This is a genomic window from Kribbella aluminosa, assembly GCF_017876295.1.
GTDB lineage: Bacteria > Actinomycetota > Actinomycetes > Propionibacteriales > Kribbellaceae > Kribbella > Kribbella aluminosa.
Genome location: NZ_JAGINT010000002.1, coordinates 2,435,136 through 2,459,203, shown reverse-complemented (window position 1 = coordinate 2,459,203; position 24,068 = coordinate 2,435,136). Strand labels below are relative to the sequence as shown.

At 69.9% G+C, this 24,068-nt stretch carries 28 protein-coding genes; 8 read left to right on the top strand and 20 right to left on the bottom strand.

The window, feature by feature from the left end:
• Window positions 1-45 precede the first annotated feature (45 nt).
• Window positions 46-861 (top strand): SAM hydroxide adenosyltransferase, encoded by an 816-nt coding sequence (locus JOF29_RS33025; RefSeq protein WP_209698295.1) that lies wholly within the window; start codon window positions 46-48, stop codon window positions 859-861.
• On the opposite strand, the gene JOF29_RS33020 is transcribed toward JOF29_RS33025, so the two are convergent.
• From JOF29_RS33020 to murI, 5 genes are all read right to left on the bottom strand, one after another.
• A complete protein-coding gene (locus JOF29_RS33020) occupies window positions 835-1,497 on the bottom strand; it encodes an acyl-CoA-like ligand-binding transcription factor (RefSeq protein ID WP_209698294.1) in 663 nt (220 codons plus the stop codon). The two genes, JOF29_RS33025 and JOF29_RS33020, sit on opposite strands and share 27 nt — an antisense overlap.
• Complete coding sequence (locus JOF29_RS33015) at window positions 1,490-2,992, bottom strand: DHA2 family efflux MFS transporter permease subunit (protein ID WP_209698293.1); 1,503 nt, start codon at window positions 2,990-2,992, stop codon at window positions 1,490-1,492. Before JOF29_RS33015 ends, JOF29_RS33020 begins: the two co-directional genes overlap by 8 nt.
• 43 nt (window positions 2,993-3,035) lie before the next feature.
• A complete protein-coding gene (locus tag JOF29_RS33010; RefSeq protein WP_209698292.1) occupies window positions 3,036-3,884 on the bottom strand; it encodes an alpha/beta fold hydrolase in 849 nt (282 codons plus the stop codon).
• Window positions 3,865-4,611: an MBL fold metallo-hydrolase gene (locus tag JOF29_RS33005; RefSeq protein ID WP_209698291.1), complete on the bottom strand. Its 747-nt coding sequence runs from the start codon at window positions 4,609-4,611 to the stop codon at window positions 3,865-3,867. Before JOF29_RS33005 ends, JOF29_RS33010 begins: the two co-directional genes overlap by 20 nt.
• A 65-nt stretch (window positions 4,612-4,676) precedes the next feature.
• On the bottom strand, window positions 4,677-5,480 hold the full coding sequence (murI, locus tag JOF29_RS33000) for a glutamate racemase (RefSeq protein ID WP_209698290.1): 804 nt from the start codon (window positions 5,478-5,480) through the stop codon (window positions 4,677-4,679).
• 167 nt (window positions 5,481-5,647) lie between these two features.
• Here murI and JOF29_RS32995 point away from each other — a divergent pair, with 167 nt between their 5' ends.
• On the top strand, window positions 5,648-6,007 hold the full coding sequence (locus JOF29_RS32995; protein WP_209698289.1) for a hypothetical protein: 360 nt from the start codon (window positions 5,648-5,650) through the stop codon (window positions 6,005-6,007).
• Between the two features lie 98 nt (window positions 6,008-6,105).
• Here the strand turns inward: JOF29_RS32995 and JOF29_RS32990 are convergent, their stop codons facing one another.
• From JOF29_RS32990 to clpS, 6 genes are all read right to left on the bottom strand, one after another.
• Window positions 6,106-7,053, bottom strand: a complete 948-nt coding sequence (locus JOF29_RS32990) for a PLP-dependent cysteine synthase family protein (RefSeq protein ID WP_209698288.1) — start codon at window positions 7,051-7,053, stop codon at window positions 6,106-6,108.
• Complete coding sequence (locus tag JOF29_RS32985; protein ID WP_209698287.1) at window positions 7,053-7,337, bottom strand: MoaD/ThiS family protein; 285 nt, start codon at window positions 7,335-7,337, stop codon at window positions 7,053-7,055. Before JOF29_RS32985 ends, JOF29_RS32990 begins: the two co-directional genes overlap by 1 nt.
• A gap of 1 nt (window position 7,338) precedes the next feature.
• Complete coding sequence (locus JOF29_RS32980; protein WP_209698286.1) at window positions 7,339-7,812, bottom strand: M67 family metallopeptidase; 474 nt, start codon at window positions 7,810-7,812, stop codon at window positions 7,339-7,341.
• A gap of 169 nt (window positions 7,813-7,981) precedes the next feature.
• On the bottom strand, window positions 7,982-8,959 hold the full coding sequence (locus JOF29_RS32975; RefSeq protein ID WP_209698285.1) for an aldo/keto reductase: 978 nt from the start codon (window positions 8,957-8,959) through the stop codon (window positions 7,982-7,984).
• A 16-nt stretch (window positions 8,960-8,975) separates the two neighbouring features.
• Window positions 8,976-9,530: a DUF2017 domain-containing protein gene (locus tag JOF29_RS32970; RefSeq protein WP_209698284.1), complete on the bottom strand. Its 555-nt coding sequence runs from the start codon at window positions 9,528-9,530 to the stop codon at window positions 8,976-8,978.
• Window positions 9,527-9,814, bottom strand: a complete 288-nt coding sequence (gene clpS, locus JOF29_RS32965) for an ATP-dependent Clp protease adapter ClpS (protein ID WP_209698283.1) — start codon at window positions 9,812-9,814, stop codon at window positions 9,527-9,529. Before clpS ends, JOF29_RS32970 begins: the two co-directional genes overlap by 4 nt.
• A 49-nt stretch (window positions 9,815-9,863) precedes the next feature.
• Here clpS and JOF29_RS32960 point away from each other — a divergent pair, with 49 nt between their 5' ends.
• Together JOF29_RS32960 and JOF29_RS32955 are read left to right on the top strand one after the other, a co-directional pair.
• Entirely contained in the window at window positions 9,864-11,198 is a 1,335-nt protein-coding gene (locus JOF29_RS32960; RefSeq protein WP_209698282.1) for a nicotinate phosphoribosyltransferase, read from the top strand.
• Entirely contained in the window at window positions 11,195-11,656 is a 462-nt protein-coding gene (locus JOF29_RS32955; RefSeq protein ID WP_209698281.1) for a MarR family winged helix-turn-helix transcriptional regulator, read from the top strand. Before JOF29_RS32960 ends, JOF29_RS32955 begins: the two co-directional genes overlap by 4 nt.
• On the opposite strand, the gene JOF29_RS32950 is transcribed toward JOF29_RS32955, so the two are convergent.
• Complete coding sequence (locus JOF29_RS32950; RefSeq protein ID WP_209698280.1) at window positions 11,651-12,886, bottom strand: D-arabinono-1,4-lactone oxidase; 1,236 nt, start codon at window positions 12,884-12,886, stop codon at window positions 11,651-11,653. The genes JOF29_RS32955 and JOF29_RS32950 overlap by 6 nt on opposite strands.
• A 97-nt stretch (window positions 12,887-12,983) precedes the next feature.
• Here JOF29_RS32950 and JOF29_RS32945 point away from each other — a divergent pair, with 97 nt between their 5' ends.
• Window positions 12,984-13,982, top strand: coding sequence for a YdcF family protein (locus JOF29_RS32945; RefSeq protein ID WP_209698279.1), 999 nt, complete (start codon window positions 12,984-12,986; stop codon window positions 13,980-13,982).
• Here JOF29_RS32945 and JOF29_RS32940 read toward each other — a convergent pair.
• From JOF29_RS32940 to JOF29_RS45670, 3 genes are read right to left on the bottom strand one after another with little or no spacing between them, the layout of a single operon-like run.
• On the bottom strand, window positions 13,979-14,743 hold the full coding sequence (locus tag JOF29_RS32940; RefSeq protein ID WP_209698278.1) for a sulfite exporter TauE/SafE family protein: 765 nt from the start codon (window positions 14,741-14,743) through the stop codon (window positions 13,979-13,981). The genes JOF29_RS32945 and JOF29_RS32940 overlap by 4 nt on opposite strands.
• A gap of 41 nt (window positions 14,744-14,784) precedes the next feature.
• Complete coding sequence (locus tag JOF29_RS32935; RefSeq protein ID WP_209698277.1) at window positions 14,785-15,450, bottom strand: response regulator; 666 nt, start codon at window positions 15,448-15,450, stop codon at window positions 14,785-14,787.
• Window positions 15,443-16,543, bottom strand: coding sequence for a sensor histidine kinase (locus JOF29_RS45670; protein WP_209698276.1), 1,101 nt, complete (start codon window positions 16,541-16,543; stop codon window positions 15,443-15,445). The genes JOF29_RS32935 and JOF29_RS45670 overlap by 8 nt, the downstream gene beginning before the upstream one ends.
• Window positions 16,544-16,643: 100 nt before the next feature.
• Between JOF29_RS45670 and JOF29_RS32925 the strand changes: the two genes are divergently transcribed.
• On the top strand, window positions 16,644-18,041 hold the full coding sequence (locus tag JOF29_RS32925; protein WP_209698275.1) for an alpha/beta fold hydrolase: 1,398 nt from the start codon (window positions 16,644-16,646) through the stop codon (window positions 18,039-18,041).
• Window positions 18,042-18,044: 3 nt separating this feature from the next.
• Here the strand turns inward: JOF29_RS32925 and JOF29_RS32920 are convergent, their stop codons facing one another.
• Entirely contained in the window at window positions 18,045-19,589 is a 1,545-nt protein-coding gene (locus tag JOF29_RS32920; protein WP_209698274.1) for a WD40 repeat domain-containing protein, read from the bottom strand.
• A 176-nt stretch (window positions 19,590-19,765) separates the two neighbouring features.
• On the opposite strand from JOF29_RS32920, the gene JOF29_RS32915 reads away from it, so the two are divergent.
• Together JOF29_RS32915 and JOF29_RS32910 are read left to right on the top strand one after the other, a co-directional pair.
• Window positions 19,766-20,545: an SDR family NAD(P)-dependent oxidoreductase gene (locus JOF29_RS32915; protein WP_209698273.1), complete on the top strand. Its 780-nt coding sequence runs from the start codon at window positions 19,766-19,768 to the stop codon at window positions 20,543-20,545.
• Window positions 20,546-20,611: 66 nt separating this feature from the next.
• A complete protein-coding gene (locus JOF29_RS32910) occupies window positions 20,612-21,190 on the top strand; it encodes an isochorismatase family protein (RefSeq protein ID WP_209698272.1) in 579 nt (192 codons plus the stop codon).
• Between the two features lie 235 nt (window positions 21,191-21,425).
• Here JOF29_RS32910 and JOF29_RS32905 read toward each other — a convergent pair whose 3' ends face one another.
• From JOF29_RS32905 to JOF29_RS32890, 4 genes are all read right to left on the bottom strand, one after another.
• The gene (locus JOF29_RS32905; protein WP_209698271.1) at window positions 21,426-21,566 is read right to left on the bottom strand and encodes a hypothetical protein; all 141 of its coding nucleotides are present in this window, start codon (window positions 21,564-21,566) and stop codon (window positions 21,426-21,428) included.
• Entirely contained in the window at window positions 21,533-21,661 is a 129-nt protein-coding gene (locus tag JOF29_RS46140) for a hypothetical protein (protein ID WP_372446427.1), read from the bottom strand. The genes JOF29_RS32905 and JOF29_RS46140 overlap by 34 nt, the downstream gene beginning before the upstream one ends.
• Window positions 21,662-21,809: 148 nt before the next feature.
• Window positions 21,810-21,974, bottom strand: coding sequence for a hypothetical protein (locus JOF29_RS32895; protein WP_209698270.1), 165 nt, complete (start codon window positions 21,972-21,974; stop codon window positions 21,810-21,812).
• Between the two features lie 26 nt (window positions 21,975-22,000).
• A complete protein-coding gene (locus tag JOF29_RS32890) occupies window positions 22,001-23,863 on the bottom strand; it encodes a bifunctional metallophosphatase/5'-nucleotidase (protein ID WP_245359688.1) in 1,863 nt (620 codons plus the stop codon).
• Window positions 23,864-24,068: the final 205 nt, after the last annotated feature.

The following is a 24,068-nucleotide window of genomic DNA, read 5'->3' as shown; positions in this document are numbered from 1 at the left end:
GCCTCTTTTCGTTCACCCGAAGCTGCGAACCACCTGGAGTGCCACATGATCACGTACATCACCGACTGTCACGACGGTAACGCCCGCGCCAGACTCAGCACCCGGATCGGCGCGCTCTTCGGCCAGGCCCCGACGATCGTCGCCGCCGACGGGCCTGATCCGGAGTCGTTCGCCGCGCTCACCCTGCTCGACTGCCTGATATCGCTGGAGCTGCTCGGCGAGGAAGGCCGTCCGACCATCACGCTGCTCAACATCGCGCCGCGGGACGGCGTCTGGCCGAACGGCGTACCGTTCTGCTTCTTCCACTACGGCAAGCACCTGGTCGTCAGCACCTTCAACGCGCGCGTGCTGTCGCTGGTACGGCGTGAGCTCGGGATCGAGAAGGTCCACGTCACCGACATCCGCGAGGCCGTGACGGCGGCCGGGTTCGGGCAGGCGGACGTCGAGAAGATCGCCGGCACCCAGTTCCGCAGCCTGTGGTACGTGCCGCTGCTGGCGAAATGGGTCGCCGACGGGCGTCCCGTGCCGGCGGCGGAGACCGCCGTACCGGAGCTCGCCGACGCCGATCCGGTGGTCGCGCACGTCGACAACTTCGGAAACTGCAAGCTCGACCGTAGCCTCGACCTGGTCCCCGGCGGCGCGCTGTCCGTTGCCCAGCGCAACGATGACGGCAGTACGACGATCGTCGACGTGACCTGCTACCCGCACCTGACCGCCGTACCGCGGAACACCCCGGGCATCGTCCCGGGCAGCTCCGGCACCGGCTTCACCGAGCTGGTGATCCGCGGCGGCTCAGCAGCCGCCGCCTTCGGCCTCCGCCCCGGCGAGGTCGTCCTACCGTTGCAACGGGAGGCCGGCTAGTTGGTCGAAGGCCTCGTCCATCGTCTTCAGGTACTCCGGGAGCGGGGCGTCGACAGCCAGGAACTGGTACGTCGCCATCACCACGCCGACGACCGCTCCCGCCCAGGCGCGGACTGCGAGATCGCCGGCGGCACGGCCGGTGCGCTCGGCCGCGAGACCGGCGAGCAGGTCGATACCGGCGTACAGCTGGTCGAGCATCCGGCCCCGTAGCTCCGGCACGCTCATCACGAGCCGCTGACGCTCGGACTCCAGCGCCCACTCGTCCTCGCTCAGCACGTCCATGCTCTGCCGGATCGCGGCCCGGAGCGCCTCGGTCGGGTGCAGGCCGGTCGGCTGACTGCGGAACAGCTCGATCATCACCGGATCCAGGCGGTCGAAAACGATCGCGTCCTCCTTGGTCGGGAAGTACCGGAAGAACGTGGCCGGCGATATCTCGGCCGCGGCGGCGATCTCCTGGACCGTCGTCTCGGTGTACCCCTGGTCCCGGAACAGCCGCAGCGCATGCTCCTGGATCGCGGCCCTGGTCTTCGCCTTCTTCCGTTCCCGCAAACCACTCATCGACGTCCTCGCTTCGCTGCGGGCGCCGCTGCGCGGCGGACCGCTGTGTTTGACGGTGAGCTCGCTTCGCTCACTCACGTGCCTTGATTGTGACCGCTTCCGGCACGACGGCGCCCGTACGACGTGGCAGAAACGCCAGCGCCAGCACGATCGACACCGCCGCAAGGCCGCTGCACACCCAGAGCGTCACGTCCATGCCGTCGACGAACGCGGACCGTGCCGAGCGGGTGAGGTCGGGCGAACCGATCGCGATCGCGGCGGACGCGCTGTCCCGGGCCATGTGCGCGACCTCCGGCGGCAGGCCGCCGACGTCCAACTGGTTCCGGTAGGCCGCGTTCAGCACTGTGCCGAGGATCGCGACGCCGAGCGTGCCGCCGACCTGCCGGGACGCCTGGATCAGCGCGGATCCCGAGCCGCTGCGGTCGAGCGGCAGCGCGGCGAGCGCCATCCCGTTCATCGGCGGCAGCGTGAAGCCGATGCTGAGCCCGACCAGGCTGACCCAGATCGCGGTGAACCCGTACCCGTCACCGGCCTTGGTGAGCGCACCGATCGCCAGCCCGGCCAGCATCAGCCCGAACCCGAACACCACCGACACCCGCGCGCCCGCCTTCTCCAGCAGGCGTTCGGCGATCTTCGCGCCGATCAGCATCCCGCCGATGATCGGCAGCAGCCGCAGCCCGGCCTGGAACGCGTCGGCGCCCTGCACAGCCTGGAACAGCTGCGGCAGTACGAAGAGCAACCCGACCAGCGCGAACGACGCCAGCGTCGCGAGCAGCGTGCCCCAGGTGAAACCCGCCGAGCGGAACAACGACAGCTCGATCAACGGATCCGCCGTACGCCGGGCCCACGCCCAGAACGCGACCAGGAACACCAGCCCGGCCGCGATCCCGCCGAGCGCCCACGCCGAGCCCCACCCGTGCTCCCCCACGGCGATGAACCCGTACGTCAGCGCCACCAGCCCCGCCGCGGTCAGCAGGATTCCGGGTACGTCGATCCGCCGCGACCGGTGACCGGCCGTCCTCGGGATCAGGACGGCGACCGCGACCAGCCCGACCGCGACCAGCGGCAGGTTGATCAGGAACACCGAGCCCCAGCGGTAGTGGTCGAGCAGCCAGCCGCCGAGCAGCGGGCCGAGCGGGATGCCGATCGAGTTCGCCATCAGCCAGATCGTCATCGCGCGCTGCCGTTCCTCCGGCGCGAACAGGATGTTCAGCAGCGACATCGACAGCGGGATCAGGAACGCGGACCCGATCCCGAGCGCCGCGCGGCCGGCGATCAGCTGGCCCGGCGTCTGCGCGAACGCACAGGCGGCCGACGCCAGCCCGAACACCACGAGCGCCCCGAGCATCAGCCGTTTCGGCCCGAACCGGTCGCCGAGCAGCCCGGCCGGCAGCAGCAGCGACGCGAGCACCAGCGTGTACGCGTTCGCGAACCACTGCAGCTGGCTCGTGGACGCCTTCAGATCGGTCGCGAGCGTCGGCAACGCGACATTCAGCACGGTCAGGTCCAGCCCGATCACGATCAGGCTGACGGACATCGCCGCCAGGGCCCACCACCGGCGCGGATCCAGCATGACAAACACCTTTCTGAGATCAACTCTAATTTGAGAGTAGATCTCAGAATTGCGATCTGTCCAGGGCGCTGCGGAGAACCTCCCGGACGAGGTCGGGCTGTTCCAGCCACGGCGAGTGACCGGCGGCCGGGATCAGGTGAAAGGTGTGGTTCGGCACGTGGTCGGCGAGGTCGCGGACGGCCCAGGCCGGGCGCGGGTCGCCGGCGCCGTGGACGAACGTGACCGGGGCCTGGATCGTGGCAGCCAGTGCCTTCAGCTCGTCGTGCGTCTTGCGCCCGGTCGCCCCCAGCGCACGGTTGGCGGCGAAGTTGATCGGCAGGTCGACGGACGCGCTCGCGTACGCCCACTCCATCGCGCGCCCGGAGTCCGCGTGGTCGGTGAACCACGACAGCGCCCGGAACTCGATCTCCTCACCCGGTGTCCGCGGCCGGCCGGACAGGTCCTCCAGCCGGGCGTCCTGTTCCGGCGTGATCCGGCGCGCGCGTTCCTCGTGGTACGCCGTCCGCCAGTCGCCGACACCGACCCCGTCCAGGTACACGAGGCCGGCGACGTGATCGCCGTACGCCGCGGCGTACGTCATCGCGAGCGAGGCGCCGAACGAGTGGCCGAGGACAACGATCCGCTCATGACCGAAGTACGCGCGGAGCTCGTCGATGTCCTGCGCGAGCCGGTCCATCGTCTGCGTGTCCGACGGACCCGAGCGGCCGCAGCCGCGCTGGTCGAAGCGGTGGACGACGGTCAGGTCGTCGAGCATCTCCGCGAGTACTTCGTAGTCGTCCCAGAGCCCCGGCCCGCCGTGCAGGATCACGACCGGCGGCCGCGCCGGCTCCGTACTGGTCGTACCGGTCGTTGCGGTCCACAACCGCACGCCGTCAGATGTCGAAAACGGCATGCGGGGTAGCGATCTCGACCGGGCCGGAGAAGGTACGCCGGGCGTGCTCGGCCTGCGTGTCACGGTCGAACCACGGCGGCACGTGCGTGATCACGAGCCGCTTCACGCCGGCCCGTTTCGCGTGCTCACCGGCATCCGACGGGGTCAGGTGCAGGTCGGCCGGGTTGCTCGGGTCGTTGTCCGGGAGCGCGGCCTCGGACAGCAGCACATCGGCGCCCCGGGCAAGCTCCACCAGCGCGTCGTTCGGCCCGGTGTCGCCGGTGTAGACGAGCGACTTGTTGCCGTACTCAACGCGCAGCGCGTACGCCGGCACCGGGTGCACCATCGGCGCGGTGCGGATCGTGAACGGCCCGATCCGCTGAACCTCCTGCCAGGTATGGAACTCCAGCTCCTCCTCCATCCCGGGATCGAGCGGCAGGTCGTACGCCAGCGCCATCCGCTCCGACGTACCGGGCGGCCCGAACACGGGGATCCGCGGGATCGGCGACCCGGGTGCGTAGCGCGCCGCGACGTACAGCCCGCAGAGGTCCATGCAGTGGTCAGGATGCAGGTGGGACAGGCCGATCGCCCCGATCTCCGGGACCGCGAGGTGCCGCTGGAGCGAACCGAGCGCGCCACTGCCGAGGTCGAGAACCAGGCTGAACCCGTCGGCGGTGACCAGATAGCTCGAGGCGGCCGAGTCCGGCCCGGGTACGGACCCGGAGCAACCGATCACGGTGAGCTTCATACCTGAAACCCTACCGGCGAGTCGCCTGTGGCGCAGGACGATTCAGGTCACATCAGGCCACACCGTCAACGTACCCAGGCGAACTGGTCCACGTTCGAAAGTGCGGGGCCGAGGAAGCGCGAGCCGATCGCGGCGAACTCGGCCGGGTTACCGGTGGTCACGAAACGGTGCTCCGGCGTCGGCAGGTCGTCGGGGCGCAACAGGTCCGCCTTGGTGAGCACGGAGTACACGTCCTTCGCGCACTCCTCCGCACTGCTGACCAGCGTGACGTTGTCGCCCATCACGTACGAGATGACGCCGGTGAGCAACGGATAGTGGGTGCACCCGAGGATCAGCGTGTCGACGCCGGCCTCGACCAGCGGGTCCAGGTACTCGTGCGCAGCCTCCAGCAACTCCGGCCCCGACGTCACGCCCGACTCGACGAAGTCCACGAACTGCGGGCAGGCGCGGGTGAACAGCTCCACCTGCGGCGCGGCCGCGAACCCGTCCTCGTACGCCAGCGACTGCGCGGTCGCCTTCGTGCAGATCACGCCGACGCGCTGGTTCCGGGTCGCGGCGACGGCCCGCCGCGCGGCCGGCAGGATCACCTCGACGACCGGTACGTCGTACCGCTCGCGGGCGTCGCGCAGCATCGCGGCGCTCGCCGAGTTGCAGGCGATCACGAGCATCTTCACGCCGGCGTCGACGAGGTGGTCGAGACACTCGAGCGCGTACTCGCGGACCTCGGCGATCGGCTTCGGGCCGTACGGCTGCCGGGCGGTGTCGCCGAGGTACAGGATCGGCTCGTGCGGCAACTGGTCGAGAACCGCGCGGGCGACGGTGAGTCCCCCGAAACCTGAGTCGAAGATCCCCACCGGTGCGTCAGCCACGGGAAGAGCTTATACAGGTCCGGCAGCGGGCAGATCACAAGCCAGCCTTACCTAATCTCTGCAACCGACACGCCGAGGTTGTCCACATCTTTACGTTATGGAATTGCCTTTTCGCGTGATGCACGCCACTCTGGAGCGATGTTTGCTCGACCGCCCCTCGTGATGCCATGAACCTGCTGCATCACCTCGCGGTGACCCTGACCACCGCTGCACCAACTCCGCAGCCCGACCACGTCGCTGTCGCAGGACAAGCGGCGAGCCAGAGTGCGGAGTCGAACAACGGCACAGCCGCGGACGTCGCGTCCTCGATCGGACCGATGGGTCTGCTGCTGTTGCTGCTGATGGCGATCGTCGCTGTGTACGTCGTCTCGCTGTCGCTGCACCCGAATGCCAAGTGCACCAGGTGCAAGGGTGCCGGCCGGCACCACGGCAGCATCTTCAGTTACGCCCAACGCCCCTGCAGCAGTTGCAAGGGACGCGGGGTCCACCCCCGACTCGGCCGCAAGGTCCTGTTCAAACAACCGTAGGCGGACGATGACCTAACCCCTGCAAACCCCTGCAAGAAGGTGCCCGAGGCAACAATCAGGCACCGAGCCCGGCCCGGCTCTCCGCCCGCCGGCCCGGCTCAGGCCCAGAGCTGTCCCTCGAGGCGATCCTCGGCCTCGTCGATGGTGCCCTCGTAGGCGCCGGTGGACAGATACTTCCAGCCGCCGTCCGCGACCACGAAGGCGATGTCGGCCTGCTCGCCGTCCCGCACGCACCTGGCCGCCTGGCCGAGCGCCGCGTGCAGGATCGCGCCGGTGGAGATCCCGGCGAAGATGCCCTCGTTGTCGAGCAGCTCGCGCACCCGGCGGACGGCGTCCCGCGGCCCGACCGAGAAGCGCGCGTCGATCAGCGTCTTGTCGTACAGCTCGGGGACGAAGCCCTCGTCCAGGTTGCGCAGGCCGTAGACGAGTTCGCCGTACCGCGGCTCGGCGGCGACGATCTTCACCTCCGGCTTGTGCTCGCGGAAGAACCGGCCGGCCCCCATCAGCGTGCCCGTGGTGCCGAGGCCGGCGACGAAGTGCGTCACCGACGGCAGGTCGTCGAGGATCTCCCGGGCGGTGCCGTCGTAGTGCGCGAGCGCGTTCGACGGGTTGCCGTACTGGTACAGCATCACCCAGTCCGGGTGCTCCTCCGCGACCTGCTTCGCGACCCGGACCGCTTCGTTGGACCCACCCGCGGCCGGCGACGAGATGATCTCGGCACCCCACATCCGGAGGATCTGCCGGCGCTCCTCGGAGGTGTTCTCCGGCAGCACGCAGACCATCCGGTACCCGCGCAGCTTGGCGGCCATCGCCAGCGAGATGCCGGTGTTGCCCGACGTCGGCTCGAGAATCGTGTTGCCCGGGCGCAGCCGGCCGTCCTTCTCGGCGTCCAGCAGCATCCGCAGCGCCGCCCGGTCCTTGATCGAACCGGTCGGGTTGTGGTCCTCGAGCTTCGCCCAGAGCCGTACGTCGGCCGACGGCGACAGCTTGGGCAGCCCGACCAGCGGCGTACCGCCGACCGAGTCGAGCAGGCTGTCGAAACGCATCAGATCGAGCCGCCGGCCACCGCCGGCAGCACGACGACCACGTCGCCGTCCTTGACCTCGGTCTTCAGGCCGCCGGTGAACCGGACGTCCTCGTCGTTCACGTACACGTTCACGAACCGGCGCAGCTCCTCCGGGTCGCCCTCCACGATGCGCTCCTTGAGGCCCGGGTGGTTGCCGTTCACGTCGTCGATGAACGCGGCCAGGTCGGCGCCGGCGCCGGTGACCGCCTTCGCCCCGCCGGTGTAGGTGCGCAGGATCGTCGGCACGCGCAGCTCGATCGCCATCTCAGTCTTCTCCTTCTGGGCCATCTTCAACAGATACAGCTTCATAGGAACCAACCACGCGCACTTCTTCTTCCGTGACCTCGCCGCCGACGATGCGGTACGACCGGAACTCGATCGGCCCGTCGTACGCCGGGTCATGTGCGCCGTCCCGGGTGGATACCAGGACGTAGTGCGCCCCCGGCTCCTGGGCGAGGTTGATGTCGGTCCGCGACGGGTACGCCTCGGTGGCGGTGTGCGAGTGGTAGATCACCACCGGCTCCTCGTCCCGCTCGTCCAGCTCCTTGTAGAGCCGGAACAGATCACCCGAGTCGAACTCGTAGAACGTCGGCGACATCGCGGCATTCAGCATCGGCACGAACCGGGTCGCCCGATCCGACCCCTCCGCCCCCGCAACCACCCCACACGCCTCGTCCGGATGATCCTTCCGGGCATGCGCGACGATCGCCTCATACGTCGCCTCCTCGATGACCAGCACACCTCCACGGTAGTTGGCCGAATCGCGGCATCCCGCCGACCGCACGGTGCGTCCAGATGCTGGGACAGCGTCGGAGCGGACCGCCAGGCCATCACAATCGGCCGCCCGGGGCGGCGGCTACGCCTGGGGGCACCCGGAGCGCCGGATTGTGATGGCCTGGGCGTCCGCGCTACCAGCGGTCGTGGACCTGCGGCCGGATCAGCTCGTCGTATACCTCGCGGACCGCGGCCAGCTGGTCGGCGGTGAGCGGGGCGAGGTCGGCGGCGGCCAGGTTGCCGGCTACCTGCGCGGGGTTGCGGGCGCCCGGGATGACGGCCGACACGCCTGGTTGGTCGAGGATCCAGCGGAGGGCGAACTGGGGCAGGGTGGCTCCTTCCGGCACGGCTGCGGTGAGGCGGCGGGCTGCCTCGAGGCCGGTGCTGAAGTCGACGCCGGAGAAGGTTTCGCCGACGTCGAAGGCCTCGCCGTGGCGGTTGTACGTGCGGTGGTCGTCGGGGGCGAACGTGGTGTGTTCGTCGTACTTGCCGGAGAGCAGGCCGCTGGCGAGCGGGACGCGGGCGATGATGCCGACCCCGGCTGCCTGCGCGGCAGGGAGGACCTCGTCGAGGGGCTTCAGGCGGAAAGCGTTCAGGATGATCTGGACGGACGCCACGTTCGGACGGGCGATCGCGGTCAGCGCCTCGGCGCAGGTCTCGACGCTCACGCCGTACGCCGCGATCCGCCCCTCGTCGACCATCCCGTCGAGGGCGTCGAACACGGCGTCGTCCGAGTACACGGCCGTCGGCGGGCAGTGCAGCTGGACCAGGTCGATCGTGTCGACCCCGAGGTTCCGCCGGGAGCGGTCGTTCCAGGCACGGAAGTTCGCCGGCGTGTAGTTCTCCGGGACCTGCTCGACCCGGCGCCCCATCTTGGTCGCCACGGTCAGGCCGCCGACCGACTTGAGCACCTGCCCGACCAGCCGCTCGCTGCGCCCGTCGCCGTACACGTCCGCGGTGTCGATGAACGTCACCCCACCGTCGATCGCGGCGTGCAGCACCGCGAGCGCGTCGCTCTCGCCGACCGCGCCCCAGTCCGCCCCGAGCTGCCAAGCCCCGAGCCCGACCACACCCACATTTCGCCCGGTCCGCCCAAGCCGCCGCGTCTCCATGCGGCCAACCCTAGTGTCAGCGCATGTTGTGGAGGAGGGCGGACTGGAGGTAGCCGAGCCAGTCGTACAGGTCGTACGTCAGGCGCCGTGGGTCGTCGTCGTCGAGCTTCTCCCAGGTGGCGTAGTCGTCCTCGTCCTTGATGTCGAGGCGGGTGCCGATCGCCAGCCGTAGGTCGTTCAGCGCGCGCAGCCAGGACAGCTGCTCGTCCGGCTCGAGCGCGATCTCGTCGGCGCGGGACTCCTCCAGCGCGGACAGCACCCGCTTCGCGTCGGTGACCTTCCCCTCGCGGAGCCCGCGCTCGGTGAACCGCCGGAACTCCGACGACGCCATGTCGTCGGTCTTGTACGCGTCCGGCAGCAGCCGCTGCAGTACGACGTCCTCGGGCGGCGAGGTCGGGCCGTCGTTGTCGCTGAGCAGCGCCTCCAGCGGGTCCACGGGCGTGGTGGTCCGCGGCGGCAACCCGTCGTACAGCAGCTCGACCAGGTTCCGCAGGAGGTTCGCCAGGATGTCCGCCTCGTGCTCGGCGAAACTGAGGACGACGGTCTTGCGGCGCTTGCGGAACCGCGTCACGACTTCTCGCAGGTGGCCCACAGGCCGTAGGAGTGCATCGCTTCCACGTCGCGTTCCATCGCTTCCCGGTTCCCGTTCGACACCGCCGACCTGCCTTCGGAGTGCACCTGCATCATCAGCTTCTCCGCCTTCTGCTTGGAGTAGCCGAAGTACGTCTGGAAGACGAACGTCACGTAGTCCATCAGGTTGACCGGATCGTTCCAGACGATCGTCACCCAGGGTGGGCTCAGCTCGATCGCCTCGTCGACCTCGGGGCTCTCCAGCTCGCTCGGTGCGGTGCTCACCAGTCCATTCTCTCCATCATCGGTTCCGGGTTCGCAATAGGCTGCCCTCGTGACCCACTCGACGGCCCTGCTGACCGATCATTACGAACTCACCATGCTGCAGGCTGCGCTCGCGGACGGCACGGCGGAGCGCCGCTCGGTGTTCGAGCTGTTCGCCCGGCGGCTGCCCGACGGTCGGCGGTACGGCGTGGTCGCCGGCGTCAACCGGCTCCTGGACGCGCTCGAACAGTTCCGGTTCGACGAGCAGACGATCGCCTTCCTGGCCGATCGCGGCGTCGTCGACCAGGCTACCCGGGACTGGCTGGCAGGCTACCGGTTCACCGGCGACATCTCCGGTTACGCCGACGGCGAGATCTTCTTCCCGGGCTCGCCGGTCCTGGTGGTGGAGTCCTCGTTCGCCGAGGCAGTCCTCCTGGAAACCGTTTTCTTGTCGATCCTGAACCACGACTCCGCGGTCGCCTCGGCCGCCTCCCGGATGACCTGGTGGGCCGGTGGGCGGCCCTGCATCGAGATGGGCTCCCGGCGGACCCACGAGGAGGCCGCGGCCGCCTCGGCGCTGGCGGCGTACATCGCGGGCTTCGGCGCCACCTCGAACCTGGAGGCCGCCCGCCGGTACGGCATCCCGAGCACCGGTACGGCGGCGCACTCGTTCACGCTGCTGCACGACCGCGAGCGGGACGCGTTCCGGTCCCAGCTCGACGCGCTCGGCAAGGGTACGACGCTGCTCGTCGACACGTACGACGTCGCCGAGGCGGTCCGGACCGCGATCGAGCTGACCGGCCCGGAGCTCGGCGCCGTACGGCTGGACTCCGGCGACCTGCCGTCGCTGGCCGCGCAGGTCCGTGAGCAACTGGACTCGCTGGGCGCGACGAAGACCCGGATCATCGTGACGAGCGACCTGGACGAGTACCAGATCGCCGCGCTCGCGCCGGCGCCCGTGGACGGCTACGGCGTCGGTACGTCGCTGGTCACCGGCTCGGGCTACCCGACGTGCGGGTTCGTGTACAAGCTGGTCGCCCGGGAGGACGCGAGCGGCGAGCTGGTGCCGGTGGCGAAGAAGAGCCCGGACAAGATCTCGATCGGTGGCCGGAAGTGGGCGCTGCGCCGGCGGTCCGCGGCCGGTGTCGCGGAGGTCGAGCTGATCGGCGTCGGCGAGCAGCCGGTCGACGACGGCGACGACCGCATGCTGCTGAAGTCGCTGGTCGAGTCCGGCAAGATCGTCGGCCGGACCACGCCGGAGGAGTCGCAGGCCCACCACGAGAAGGCCCGCTACGAGCTGCCCCGCTCGGCCAACCAGCTGAGCCGCGGCGAGCCGGCGATCCCCACCGAGTACGTCGGCGACTACGACGCGCGGAACCCGTTCCGGTCCCGGAGCCACACATGAGTGAGGAGTGGTCGCCGGACGCGCCTGCCGACGAGGCCGACGTACTGATCGCGCTGCGGTTCGCGGAGCGGGCCGCGCGGAAGGCCGTGGCCGAGGAGCTGGCCGGGACCGAGCTGCACACCGGGCAGGAGCTGGTGCTCGCGAAGCTCCTGCACCACGGTTCGCTCCCGGTGGCGCGGCTGGCGAAGGTGCTGGACGTCGAAGTACCGACCGCGACCAAGACCACGCAGCGGATGGAGGCGGCCGGGCTGGTACGGCGGGTGAAGAGCGCGACCGACGCGCGGCAGGTCGGCATCGAGCTGACCGACCGCGGCGTCGCGCTCGCGCACACCGTCCAGGAGGTCTACGACCGGGCCGGCCGCCGCGCCCTCGCCAACCTGACCGCCGACGACCGCCGTACCATCCGGAACCTGCTCTGGTCGATCACCTCGACCCTCGAGGACGTCACCCAGCTATAGCGGCAGGTAGGTGTCCAGGTACTCGTTGCGGAACTTGCCCGCCGGGTCGTACTTCGCCGCGAGTCCGACGAAGTCCTTCACCTTCGGGTACCGCTCCGCCAGCGTGGCCGCGTCCGCCTCGAAGACCTTGCCCCAGTGCGGGCGGGTGTCCAGCGGGGCGAGCGCCTCCTCCAGGTCCGCGACGACCGGCCGGACCGCGGCCTCGTCCTGGATCCAGGTGAAGTGCAGGGCCACCGTGTCGCGGCCCTGGCTCGGGCTCAGCCACAGCTCGTCGGCGGCGACGGTCCGCACCTCCGACACCTGCAGCACCGGCGCGAACCGGTTGCCGAGGGCCCGCAGTACGTCGACCGCCTCGGCGGCCCGGGTGCGCGGCACGAAGTACTCGGACTGCAGCTCGTCGCCGTTGCTCGGGGTGAACTCGAGCCGGAAGTGCGGCAGCCGCTCGTTCCACGGCCCGGGTACGCCGCCCTGCTGGGTCGCGTAGTCGGCCGGCATCACCTTGATCGGGTGCCGCGCGCCGTCCGCGAGCCGGCCACCCATCCACTGCGGCTCGGGTTCGCTCAGCTCGCGGCGCTTGCGCCAGACCATGACCTCCGGGTCGACCCAGTCGGTGAACGCGCTGACGCTGTACGCGCTGCCCATCACGTCGGCGAAGTCCGACTGCAGGCGGTCGACCGGCACGCCGTCGTACACGACCTGACTGATCTCGTACGACGGCTGTACGTCGAGCGTGAGGCTGACGGTGACGCCGAGCGCCCCGAGCGAGACGATCGAACCCGCGAAGTCCGGGTCGTCACGGGTGAGCGTGACGAGCTCGCCGTCCGCGTTCACGAACGTGATCGCGTTGACCGCGTCCGCGAGCGGCCCGTTGGTGTCGCCCGAGCCGTGCGTACCGGTCGAACAGGCCCCCGCCACCGAGATGTGCGGCAACGACCCGAGGTTGTGCAACGCCAGCCCCCGGGCCTGCAGCGCGGCCGTGATCTCGCCGTACCGCGTCCCGGCCGACACCGTCACGCCATGTCTGCCGGGGTCGCCGATGTCGATCACCTGCGGCAACTCCTGCACGCCGACGAGCACACCGGAGGTGTCGGCGATCCGGTTGAACGAGTGCCCGGTGCCCAGCACCCGAACCTTCTCGGCCCGCGCCACCAACTCCTGCAGTTCCCCGACCGTGCGTGGTCGCCGCAGTTCACTCGCAAACTCGACGTTTCCGGCCCAGTTCCTCGTCATTCCTGCAGCCTCGCACACCGGGTCCGGATCGGCCTGGTCCCGTCCACACACCGAGCCTCCCCCACCCCGGCGACCGTGCGTGGTTGGATGGCGCCCGATGGTCATCTGCTTCGGTGCCGCCGGGTTCTGGCTCCTGATCTTCGGCGTCAGTTTCTGGCGGGACCGGCGGCTGTTCAAGAACGGGATCTTCCTGGTTCTGACGTTGATGTTCGCCGGGCTCGGCGTGATCTTCGCGGTCGAGACGGTGAGCAAGCCGGTGGCGGTCGCGATGGTGTGGGCGATCGTGATCGCGATCCCGGTGGCGATCGGCCTGCTCGCGGTGTTCCTGGTGATCAACGGGGTGACGATGCTGCGCCGGGAACGCCGCCGGCTGTCGAACCTGCTGTCGCTGATCGTCGGGCTCGGGATCATCGGATTCGTGATCTTCAGCGTGCTGGTGCAGAAGATCGGGTGGGAGCCGCTGGCCGCCGTACGGTCGGTGCTGCTCGGCGTACTGACCTATATCTCGTTCCTCTTCCTCTGCTTCCTGGTGTACGCGTTCTTCTACAGCCGGGTCCGCTCGTCGCGGAAGGTGGACTTCGTCGTCGTACTCGGCTCCGGCCTGATCGGATCGCGCGTCCCGCCGCTGCTCGCGAGCCGCCTCGACCGCGCACGGCAGGTGTACGAGCGGGCGCTCCGCAAGGGCCGCTCGCCCCGGATCGTGACGTCCGGCGGCCAAGGCCCGGGTGAGGACCTGCCCGAGTCCCACGCGATGGCGGCGTACCTCGTCGAGCACGGCGTACCGGAGGACCAGATCCTCCGCGAGGACAGGTCAACCACCACCTGGGAGAACCTGACCTTCAGCCGGGACCTGATGGCCGGCTTGCGCCCGGCGTACCGCTGCCTGATCGTCACGAACAACTTCCACGCCTTCCGCGCCGCCCTCACCGCCCGCAAGGCAAAGGTGAACGGCCAGGTCGTCGGCTCCCCCACTGCGGCCTACTACTGGCCAACAGCAACAATCCGCGAGTTCATCGCGGTACTGGCCAGCCACCCGTACCTCAACGGCACCATCTGCCTGCTGATCACGGCCCTCGCGATCGTCCCGCACCTCTAGAACAGCATCAGGGTGGCGGCGGTGAGGCCGGCCAGGACTATCAGGGTGCGGAGGTAGGTGGCGGGGAGGCGGCGGCCTATGTGGGCGCCGAGGTAGCCGCCGATGACGGATCCCGTGGCGAGAAGGGCGGCGGCGGGGAGGTTGAGGTCGGCGATGAAGAGGAAGATGGTGCCGGCGACCAGGTTGGCGGCGAGTAGGGCGAGGGTCTTCAACCCGTTGACGACGCGGAGTTCCAGGTCCAGGCCGAGGCCCAGGACGGCCATCATCATCACGCCGGCGCCTGCGCCGAAGTAGCCGCCGTACACGCCGGTCAACGCGGTGCCGGCGATGGTCGCCGGGGTCATCGATCGGCGGAGGTCGTGCGGGTGCTGGGAGTGGGAACGCAGCCACCGGGAGATCCACGGCTGGACGCCGACGGTCAGGCAGGTGAAGAGGATCAGCCACGGTGCCGCGGACGCGAACACCCGGGACGGCAGCGCCAGCAGCAGGGCCGCGCCGCCGATCGCGCCGACGGCACAGACGAGTACGACGACAACGACCTGCCGGCGCGGCACCTCCCGCAGCTCACGCCGGTACCCGAACGCGCCACTCAGCGCCCCCGGAAGCAAACCCAGCGTGTTGGACGCGTTCGCAACCACCGGCGGAATCCCCAACGCGATCAGCACCGGAAAGCTCAGCAACGAAGCGACACCGACGGTCGACGTAAGAATCCCCGCACCCAGCCCCGCACCGACAACTGCCAACTGCTCGGGACCCGTCACCCCCCGATTATCGCCGACCCCGCAGACTCACTCTCCGTAGGTCAGCGGCGGCGTGGTTGGACCAGGTTCGACTCGTAGGCGGCGATCACCAGCTGCGCGCGGTCGCGGGCGTGGAGCTTGGCGAGGAGGTGGCCGATGTGGGTCTTCACGGTGCCACGGCCGACGTTCAGGTGGTCGCAGATCTCCTGGTTCGACAGGCCGCGCGCGATCAGCGTCAGGACCTCGCGTTCGCGGTCGGTCACGCCGGTCAGCCCGGCCAGCGGCGCCTGCCCGGGCTCGGCCAGCCGCGCGAACTCCGCGATCAGCCGGCGCGTGATCGACGGTGCGAGCAGTCCCTCGCCGGCCGCGACGACGGTGATCGCCTGGAGCAGTTCGACCGGCGGTACGTCCTTCAGCAGGAAGCCGCTCGCCCCGGCGCGCAGCCCGGCGTACACCGCGTCGTCGAGGTCGAACATCGTCAGGATCAGCACCTTGGTCCTGACACTCTCGGAGCAGATCTGCCGGGTGGCCTCGATGCCGTCCAGCACGGGCATCCGGACGTCCATCAGTACGACGTCGGGCTGCTCCCGGCGCGCGAGCTCGACGGCCTCGACACCGTTCGCCGCCTCGCCGACCGTGATCAGCCCCGGCGTGGTGTCGATCAGCACCCGGAAGCTCCCGCGCAGCAACGCCTGGTCGTCGGCGACCAAAACCCGGATCTCAGGCATGCGGCAGCCGTACGACGACCTCGAAGCCGCCACCCGGCAACGGCCCGGCGCGGTACGTCCCGCCGTACACGCTGACGCGCTCGCGGATCCCGATCAGCCCGTGTCCCTCGACCGCCGTACCGCCGGCGCCGTCGTCGGTCACTTCCACGTGTACTGCGTTCCCGCTGCCGGTGACCGTGATGCGGCAGTGGTCGGCGCGGGCGTGTCTGGTGACGTTCGTGAGGCACTCCTGGACGATCCGGTGGACGGTCAGCCCGACGGCCTCCGGGAGCGGTTCGGGTACGTCGAGCGTGAGGTCGACGCGGACGCCGGTGGACTCGACGCGGGCGACCAGCTCCGGCAGCGCGGCCAGCCCGGCAGGCGGGGTGAGGTCCGCGGGTTCGTCGTCGGACGTCCGCAGCAGTCCGAGCATGTGCCGCAGCTCGACCAACGCGTCCCGGCTGGTCGACTCGATCACGGACAACGCGTCGGACACCTCCTCCGGACGGACCTGCAGGACATGGTTCGCGACTCCGGCCTTGACCGCGATCAGACCCATGCTGTGGGCAACGATGTCGTGCAGCTCGCGGGCGATCCGCAACCGTTCCGCGGCGACGGCCTGCTCGGCGAGCGCCTGCGCGGCGCGGGCGGCCGCCGCGCGCCGGTCCCGGACGACCTGTCCGAGGACCCACGCGCCGTACAGCGCGGCGAACCCGGTCAGCACGACCGCGGCCCGCGACTGACCTGCCGGCGCACCGGCCACCACGGCGAGCAGCAGTACGACGAACCCGAGCCCGCCGGCCAGCCCGAGCAGGCGGCGGCTCGACACCGGGCGGGACGAGGGCCGGGTGAGCGCGACGACGTACAGGACGTAGGCGGCCGCCAGGAGCGGATCGCGAAGCGCGTTCGCGAGGACGGCGACGACCGAGACGACCGCCGCGATCGCGAACGCGGGCACCGGCCAGATCCGCCGTACCGCGATCGGCAGGGTGAGCCCCAGCGCAACGAGCCCTGCTGTGGTGGATGTGGTGGCCAGGACGAGTACGGCGTACCCGATCGCGACGAAGCAGTCCACGGCGATCAACTGCCGCCTGGCCAAGCCGTACTCCGTCACGCGTCGAACCTAGCCGACGGCTCGGCACCTCGCCTCGGACCGTGGTCCGACGGCTCCTGGTCCGATGTGCGGACGGGGAATCCGCGGAACCGTGAGCCGCATGCTGAAACTACTCGCACTCGCGGCGAGCGGGATGCTGACGACCAACGTCCTCACCCCACCCGCCCAAACGCTCACCTGGGGCGAATGCCCCGGCGGCCCCGGCTCGGTCGGGATCCAATGCGCCACGCTGAAGGTCCCGGTCGACTGGGACCACCCGAACGGCCGCCGGCTCACGCTGACCATCGGCCGGCTCCGCTCCACGGCCCCGAAGCCGAAAGGCTCGGTGCTGGTCAACTTCGGCGGCCCGGTCGGCATCAGCATCGATCTCATGCGCAAGTACGGCGGCGGGGAGTCCTTCGCCGGGCTGCGGCAGAAGATGGACATCGTCACCTGGGACCTCCGCGGCGGGCCGAACCTCCCCGGCCTCAGTACGAACCTCCGGTGCGACTGGACCGGGGCCCGGATCCCGGCGCTGCCGCGGGACCAGGCGGAGTTCGATCGCATCGCGGCCACCAACCGCGCGGCCGCGGAACGCTGCCAGGCGAAGGATCCGGAGCTGTTCGGCGCGATGGACTCGGCCACCCACGCCCGCGACGCCGACGCGATCCGGCAGGCGCTCGGCGAGCGGCAGACGAGCTTCTACGGCGCGTCGTACGGCGGGTTCATCGGGCAGGCGTACGCGCAGCTGTTCCCGCAGCGGGTCCGCGCGATGGTGCTGGACGGGACCTGGAACCACAGCGCCGCGGACTGGGACCGTGAGCTGGCGCGGCTCGCGCGGGACGTCCAGAGCTACCTGATCCGGTTCTTCGATTGGTGCCGTACGCAAGGAAACTGCGCGAACGCGCCGGCCCTCTGGCAGCGGATCACGGCCCGCGCCGATCGGACACCGCTACCGGCCGGCGACGTGAAGTACGGCGGCGACGACATCCGCGCGCAAGGTGTCGCCCTCGCGCGGGTGGGCGCGGCGTCGTACCCGCGACTCGCCGCGGCACTCGAGAAGGCCGCGTCGACTGGGGACGCGTCGGGCTTCATCCCGGATCCGCCGAACGCGCCGTTCGCGATGACCGCCTCGCCGGGTGTCGTGGAGTGCACCGACTGGCCGCACCCGGCCGACCACCGGCAACTCGAGCAGCAGGTACGCCGGATGCGCGCGGCCGCGCCGTACACCGGGGCGGTGGCGACGATCGAGCAGGCGATGCTGTCCTGCGTCGGCTGGCCGATCCCAGTACGCAACCGGCCGGCCGCGTTGCCGGACGGTCTGCCGCCGCTGCTGATGGCCGGGAACTGGAGCGAGTTCCAGGCGGCGTCGCGGGTGGTCGACCAGGTGCCGGGCAGCGGGTCGATCTACCACGACGGGCCCGGGCACACGTTGTACCAGTTCAACGCGTGCGCCCGGGCGAAGATCGACGCCTACCTGGCCGAGCTCGTCGTACCTGCTCGTGGAACCCGGTGCTAGCGGTCAGCGGACCTTGACGGTGGCCGCGGCGCTCCTGCTGACGTTGCGGCCGTCGCTGACCTCGACGCGGTAGGACAGCGTCTGACCGCTGGTCAGGCCGGAGTCGGTCACCGAGGTGACGGTCGGCCTGGTCCACGAGTTCGACGTCCGCGACCAGCTGCCGATCCGGGTGTTGCCGCGGTACAGCAGGTAGGTGAGCGTCAGGTTGTCGCGGTCGAGCACGGTCTCGAAGGCGATCGTCACCTTGTTCGGCCGCGCGCTCGCCACCTTCGGCGCGGCCGGACGCGCCGGCGCGGCACCGCCCGGTACGTCGGTGAACCGGGTCAGCCCCTCCTGCGGCTTGCCGTTCACCGCCGTGAAGTCACCGCCCGCCCAGAGGTCGTTGCCGCCGGACGCGAACGCGAGTGGGCCGACCAGCGTCGTACCGCCGGCATCCGTGTTCGGGAACCAGGGACCGAGCTTGCCGGTGATCGTGCTGTAGACGAGCAGGTGATGCATGCCGGTCTTGTCGGGGAACTCCCCGTCCGCGCTGCAGTCGTGGGCGTGCGAGCCCTTGTACAGCCAGTTGCCGATCGCAACGATCGCCTCGGTCGCGCCCAGGCACTTGCTCTGCCAGAGCAGCTTGCCGGTCGTGCTGTCCGCGGCGAGCACGCCGTCGTAGCACTGCATGCTGTTGGTGCCGGCGTTGGACGCGAACACCTTGTCTCCCTGGACCTCGAGGTCCTTGACCCGGCTGTCGCACTCCTCGGACAGCGGCGGGATCGCGGCCGCGGCGGGCATCGCGAGCACCGCGCCGGTCCGGGCGTTCAGCATCGCGAGCGCGTGCTGGTCGCGGCCGCCGATCGTGGTGAACCCGCCGCCGACGAAGACCCGCGCACCGTCGGTCGACACCTCGAGCGCGTGGACGTCGTCGTTCGCGCCCGGGTCCCACGGCAGCAGCGCGCCGGTGCTCAGCGCGACCGCGGCGAGGCGCTCCCGGGCGACCTTGTCGACGGCGCCGAACGAGCCGCCGAGATAGACCGTGCCGGCGGTGACCTTCAGTGCGGCGACGCGGTAGTTCACCACCGGGTCCCAGCCGGCCACGAGCTTGCCGGTGGCAACGTCGAACATCGCCACCCGGGACCGCGGTACGCCGTCCACCACGGTGAAGTCGCCGCCGATCACGACCCGGCGGCCGTCCGGCGACGCGGCGATGCTCCAGACCGGCCCGTTCACGCTCGGCGCGAACCGCGTCGGTACGCCGGTGGTCCGGTTGAGCACCACGAAGTACTTCCGCGCCACGTCCCCCACGCCACGGGCCTTGCCCGGCGGCCGGACCCGGGTGAACAGACCACCGGCGAACACCAGGTCCCCGGCGACGGCGACCGCGTTCACGCTCGCGTTCGTCTGCCAGGACAGCTGCTCCACCGACGACAACGCGGACCCGAACCCGCGCGGCGCACTGCGCGCCGCGCTCCCGGTCGCAGCCTGCACCGCAGGCCCGGACGGAACCAACGCAGCAGCAATGACGGCCGCGGCGACAACCGCGGCCAGAACGGCCTTCTTCATGAACGAACCCCCCAAGGGCCCGCCCCGGCGGAAGATGCCGGCCCCATGACTCGGTAACAATGCGCCGTCAAACCATAACTGTCAGCACATGGCTTCCGGAAACCGGGCTTGCATCGAGTTTATTAGTCGGCTAAGTTTTCTGCTTAGCCGACTAACTATAACCAGGAGGACGGGTCATGGACCTGGGTTTCAAGGACGTGGCAGTGCTGGTGACCGGCGGGTCGTCCGGGATCGGGCGGGACACCGCGATCGCGTACGGGCGGGAAGGCGCGCGGGTCGCGATCACCTACAACACCCGGAAGGACGCCGCCGAGGCGGTCGCGGAGGAGATCGAGGCGGCCGGCGGCACGGCGTACGTCGTACCGATGGATCTCGGTGCGCCGGAGACCATCGCCGCGGCGGTCGCCTCGACCGTCGAGCACTGGGGCGGTCTCGACGCGGTCGTCGCGAACGCGGTCAGCTGGGGCACGCTCGGGTACGACGAGCGGCCGTCGCGGATCGAGGAGTCCCGGCCGGAGTGGTGGACCGGGATCATCCGGGCGAACCTCGAAGGGAACTTCCACCTGGTGCAGCAGGTCGCGCCCGCGCTGCGGCGCTCGGAACATGGGCGGCTCGTCCTGCTCTCGACCGACCTGGCGGAACGCGGCATGGCCGGTTCCTGGGCGTACGGCGCGGCCAAGGCGGGGCTGCACGGCCTGGCCGCGAGCCTGCAGCACGATCTGGGCGCGGACGGCGTACTCGTCAACGTCGTACTGCCCGGGATCACGCTGGAGAACGGCGTACACCGAGTGATTCCGCAGCCCGCGCTGGAGCGGATCGCGGCCGGCTTCACCGCGCGGCACCTGCCGGACGCGTCCGAGCTCGCCGACGCGATCCTGTTCCTCACGTCCCCGCGTACCAGGTCGATCCAGGGCCAGCTCCTGCACGTCACGGGCGGCGACCTGATTCCCTCGTAATGCAGCCTGGACGGCGTCGGCGCTTGTACGGTGGGCTCAGGAGTACTCCGGCAAAGGAGCGGCGCGATGGCCCGGGCACTGATCGTGGTTGATGTGCAGAACGACTTCTGCGAGGGCGGGAGCCTGGCCGTCGCCGGCGGCGCCGACGTCGCGTTCCGGATCGGCGAGCTGCTGCACGAGTGGCACGAGGCGGAGCCGGACGAGCGGCAGTACGCGTACGTCGTGGCCACCCGTGACCACCACATCGACCCGGGCGACCACTTCTCCAAGACGCCCGACTTCGTGAACTCCTGGCCTCCGCACTGCGTGGCCGGCACCGACGGCGTCAGCTTCCACCCGAACCTCGACCCGCAACCGTTCGACGCGATCTTCGACAAGGGCGAGTACGCCGCGGCGTACTCCGGCTTCGAAGGCAAGTCCCACGAAGGCGGCCACCCACTCGCCGACTGGCTCCGCGGCAAGGGCGTCACAGACGTCGACGTCTGCGGCATCGCCACCGACTACTGCGTCCGTGCCACCGCCCTCGACGCCAAGGCCCAGGGCTTCGACACCACCGTCCTCACCACCCTCACCGCCGGCGTAGCCGAACCCACCACCCACCAAGCCCTGACCGACCTCCGCAACGCCGGCATCACCGTCACCTAGACGGACACCGCTCCGCGACGACTGACCTATTGCCTCCTGCGGGGACGCACCAGGTACCGACGCAGGCCGGCGACAACGCCTTGGTGGCGGCGCCCTCCTGGTGTGCATTCTCGACAGGAGGTGTCGACCGGTCAGGTAGTGCACCTGAGCGTAAACGTGATCGCGCGTACGGCGTCTCGCCGGTGCTCTACCTGTCGACCGGCACACACACGGGCGGGAACCTTGACGGGGGCTTCTAGGGGGACGCCTGCGCGGTCTCCGCCTCGCCGGCGTGGCCGTGTACGGCGCTGACGTCCGTGATCAGGTCCGGCACCACGGACGTGACCGGCGTCCACGCGTACGTCACGCCGGTGCGGACGTACTCCTGCGCGAGCACGGACAGGCCGGGTTGTTGCCGCGGTGCCCGACCAGGTCCCGCAGTACCTGCAGAAAGGTTGCCGGTGACAACCTCATCGTGCCGGCGAACGCGATGTGGTGCGGGGAGACGCCGTACGGGACCGGCGGCCGACCGGGATGATCACCAGCGGCGCCTCCCGCACCGCCGCCTCGTAGGTCGTCATCTCCGCCAGTTTCCGGAAACTTCTCGTCGCGTGGCGACGGATTCTTTCCGGAAAGGTGCTCATGACCGCTCCGGGGCAGACTCGACGGTACGACGGAGGTTGTCGAGGTGCTCGCGGGTCAGCGCGAACGCCGGGCTGCCCGGCGGGATCGCGTCCCCGGCCGCAGCCTGCCCTGCCGGATGATCCCGGGAATCGGTCAACCGGTCGGACAGGCTGGGCGGCACCTGGCAGGTTGTGTATGCCTGCAGGTTCAGGTGGTGACGGTGATCGGGGTGCCGTTGGAGGTCAGGGACCAGTCGGTGGTGTGGAAGGTCTTCGGGTCGACGGTGCCGGTGGTGGTCACGTAGTCGATCATCAGCTGGCGGATCTCGACCTGGCGGTTGTAGACCACCGGGGCGGTCTTGATGTGCGGGAAGTTGCCGCCGCCGGACTGGCGGTGGTTGTTGACCGCGACAACGAACTGCTGGTCGGCGGCGACCGGGGTGCCGCCGTACGCGAGGTCGGTGATCCGCGCGCCGGGCGCCTTGGCGATGTCGATCTTGTACGTCAGCGGCTTGGTCAGGCCGCCGACGATGTCGTAGTTGTAGTCCGGCGTACCGTTCGGCGCGGTCGACGTCGGCGCGTTGGTGACCTGGTCCGACGGGAACGGGCCGGTGCCACTGATCTGCTTGAAGTACTGCGCGGAGAACTCGAGGTACTCCTTGACCTGCGTGCCCGTCATCGTCACCGCGAGCAGCGTGTTGTCGAAGACGTACAGCCCCGCGACGTCGCGGACCGATACGTCACCGGCCGGGATCGCCGCGTCCCGGTTGAACGGGGCCGCGATCGCCAGCACCGGCAGCGAGGCCTGCGGCGTACCGGCGAGCGCCTTCGACACCGCGTCCGCCTGGACGAAGTTCACGAAGTCGAGCGCGGCGGTGTCCTCCCACGGCGCGGTCGCCGCGGACATCGCCTCGGTGCAGGTGCCGATCTTCGAGTTCACGTACTGGACGACCTTGTCGTGGTCCTTCTGCAGCAGCGCGACCACGTCCCGGTCGGCGTCGACGGTGTTCGCGTTCAGCACCTGGCTGTGCCGGGCGACTACCTTCCACTGTCCGCGGACCTTCTGCAGGTCCAGGTCGAACAGCGACAGCCGCATGCCCCACTTCAGCGGCTCGCTCAGCACGACCTGCTCGCCGCTGGTCTTGTTCGTGACCAGGCGCTCCGGGATCTCCAGGTGCGCGTGGCCGACCAGTACGGCATCGATGCCCGGGACGGTCTCGGCCATCAGTACGGACGCGTTCTCCGGGTACGGCAGCGCGTCGCCGTACGACGAGGACAGGTCCATGCCCGAGTGCACCGAGGCGATCACGAGGTCGGCGCCCGCGGCGCGGACCTTCGGGACCCACTGCCGCGCGAGCTCGACGATGCCGCCGAACTTGAGCTTGTTCTCGACGTTCGCCTTGTCCCAGATCGCGATGCCCGGGTTCGTGAGGCCGAGGATGCCGACCGTGATCGGCTTCTCGCCTGGGACGTGCACCCGCTTCAGCACGTACGGCGGGAACGCGGGCAGGCCGGTCGTCCAGTCCTGGGCGTTCGCGCCGAGCAGCGGGAAACGCAACTGGCGCTGGAACTTGCGGAGGATGTCGAGGCCGTAGTTGAACTCGTGGTTGCCGAGCGCCGCGGCGTCGTACCCGATCCGGTTCATCGCGGCCGCCATCGGGTGCGTGTGGCCGCCGGTGATGGGCTCGATCTTCGCGTAGTAGTAGGCCAGCGGGGTGCCCTGGATGGTGTCGCCCGCGTCCAGCATCAGCGGGCGCGGCGCGTGCCGGTCCGCCGCGATCCGGTCCCGGACGGCGCTGACCAGCGTGGAGATCTTCGCCAGGCCGATGTCGTTGTGCGCGGAGTCGTCGTACTCGGCGTTCTTGAAGTAGTCCCAGTTGAACACGTTGCCGTGCAGGTCGGTGGTGCCCATCACGGTCAGCCGGACCGTCTTCCCCGAACCGCCCGCGAACGCCGGCGCCGGCTCGAATCCGGCCGCGGTCAGCGCCGCCGCGCCGCCGATCCCCGCACCGATCCCCGCACCGATCACTGTGCGTCGCGTCATCGTGTTCCGCTCACCGCTGTCGGTCATCGCCCCGCCTCACAAGGTCGCTTCGCCGGGATCTCCGGCACGAGTGCACACGATAAGCGAGACACGCCCCGGCCCGGTGAACGGATGCCCCCTTCCTCGCGAGAGGATGCCGCCCATGACCGCCCTCATGCCACGCCTCCGGCGCGGCGGGTCACGGGGCTTCAGCTCCCGCCCTTCCCTCGTCGCTCCGGTCGCTTCGCTCCCT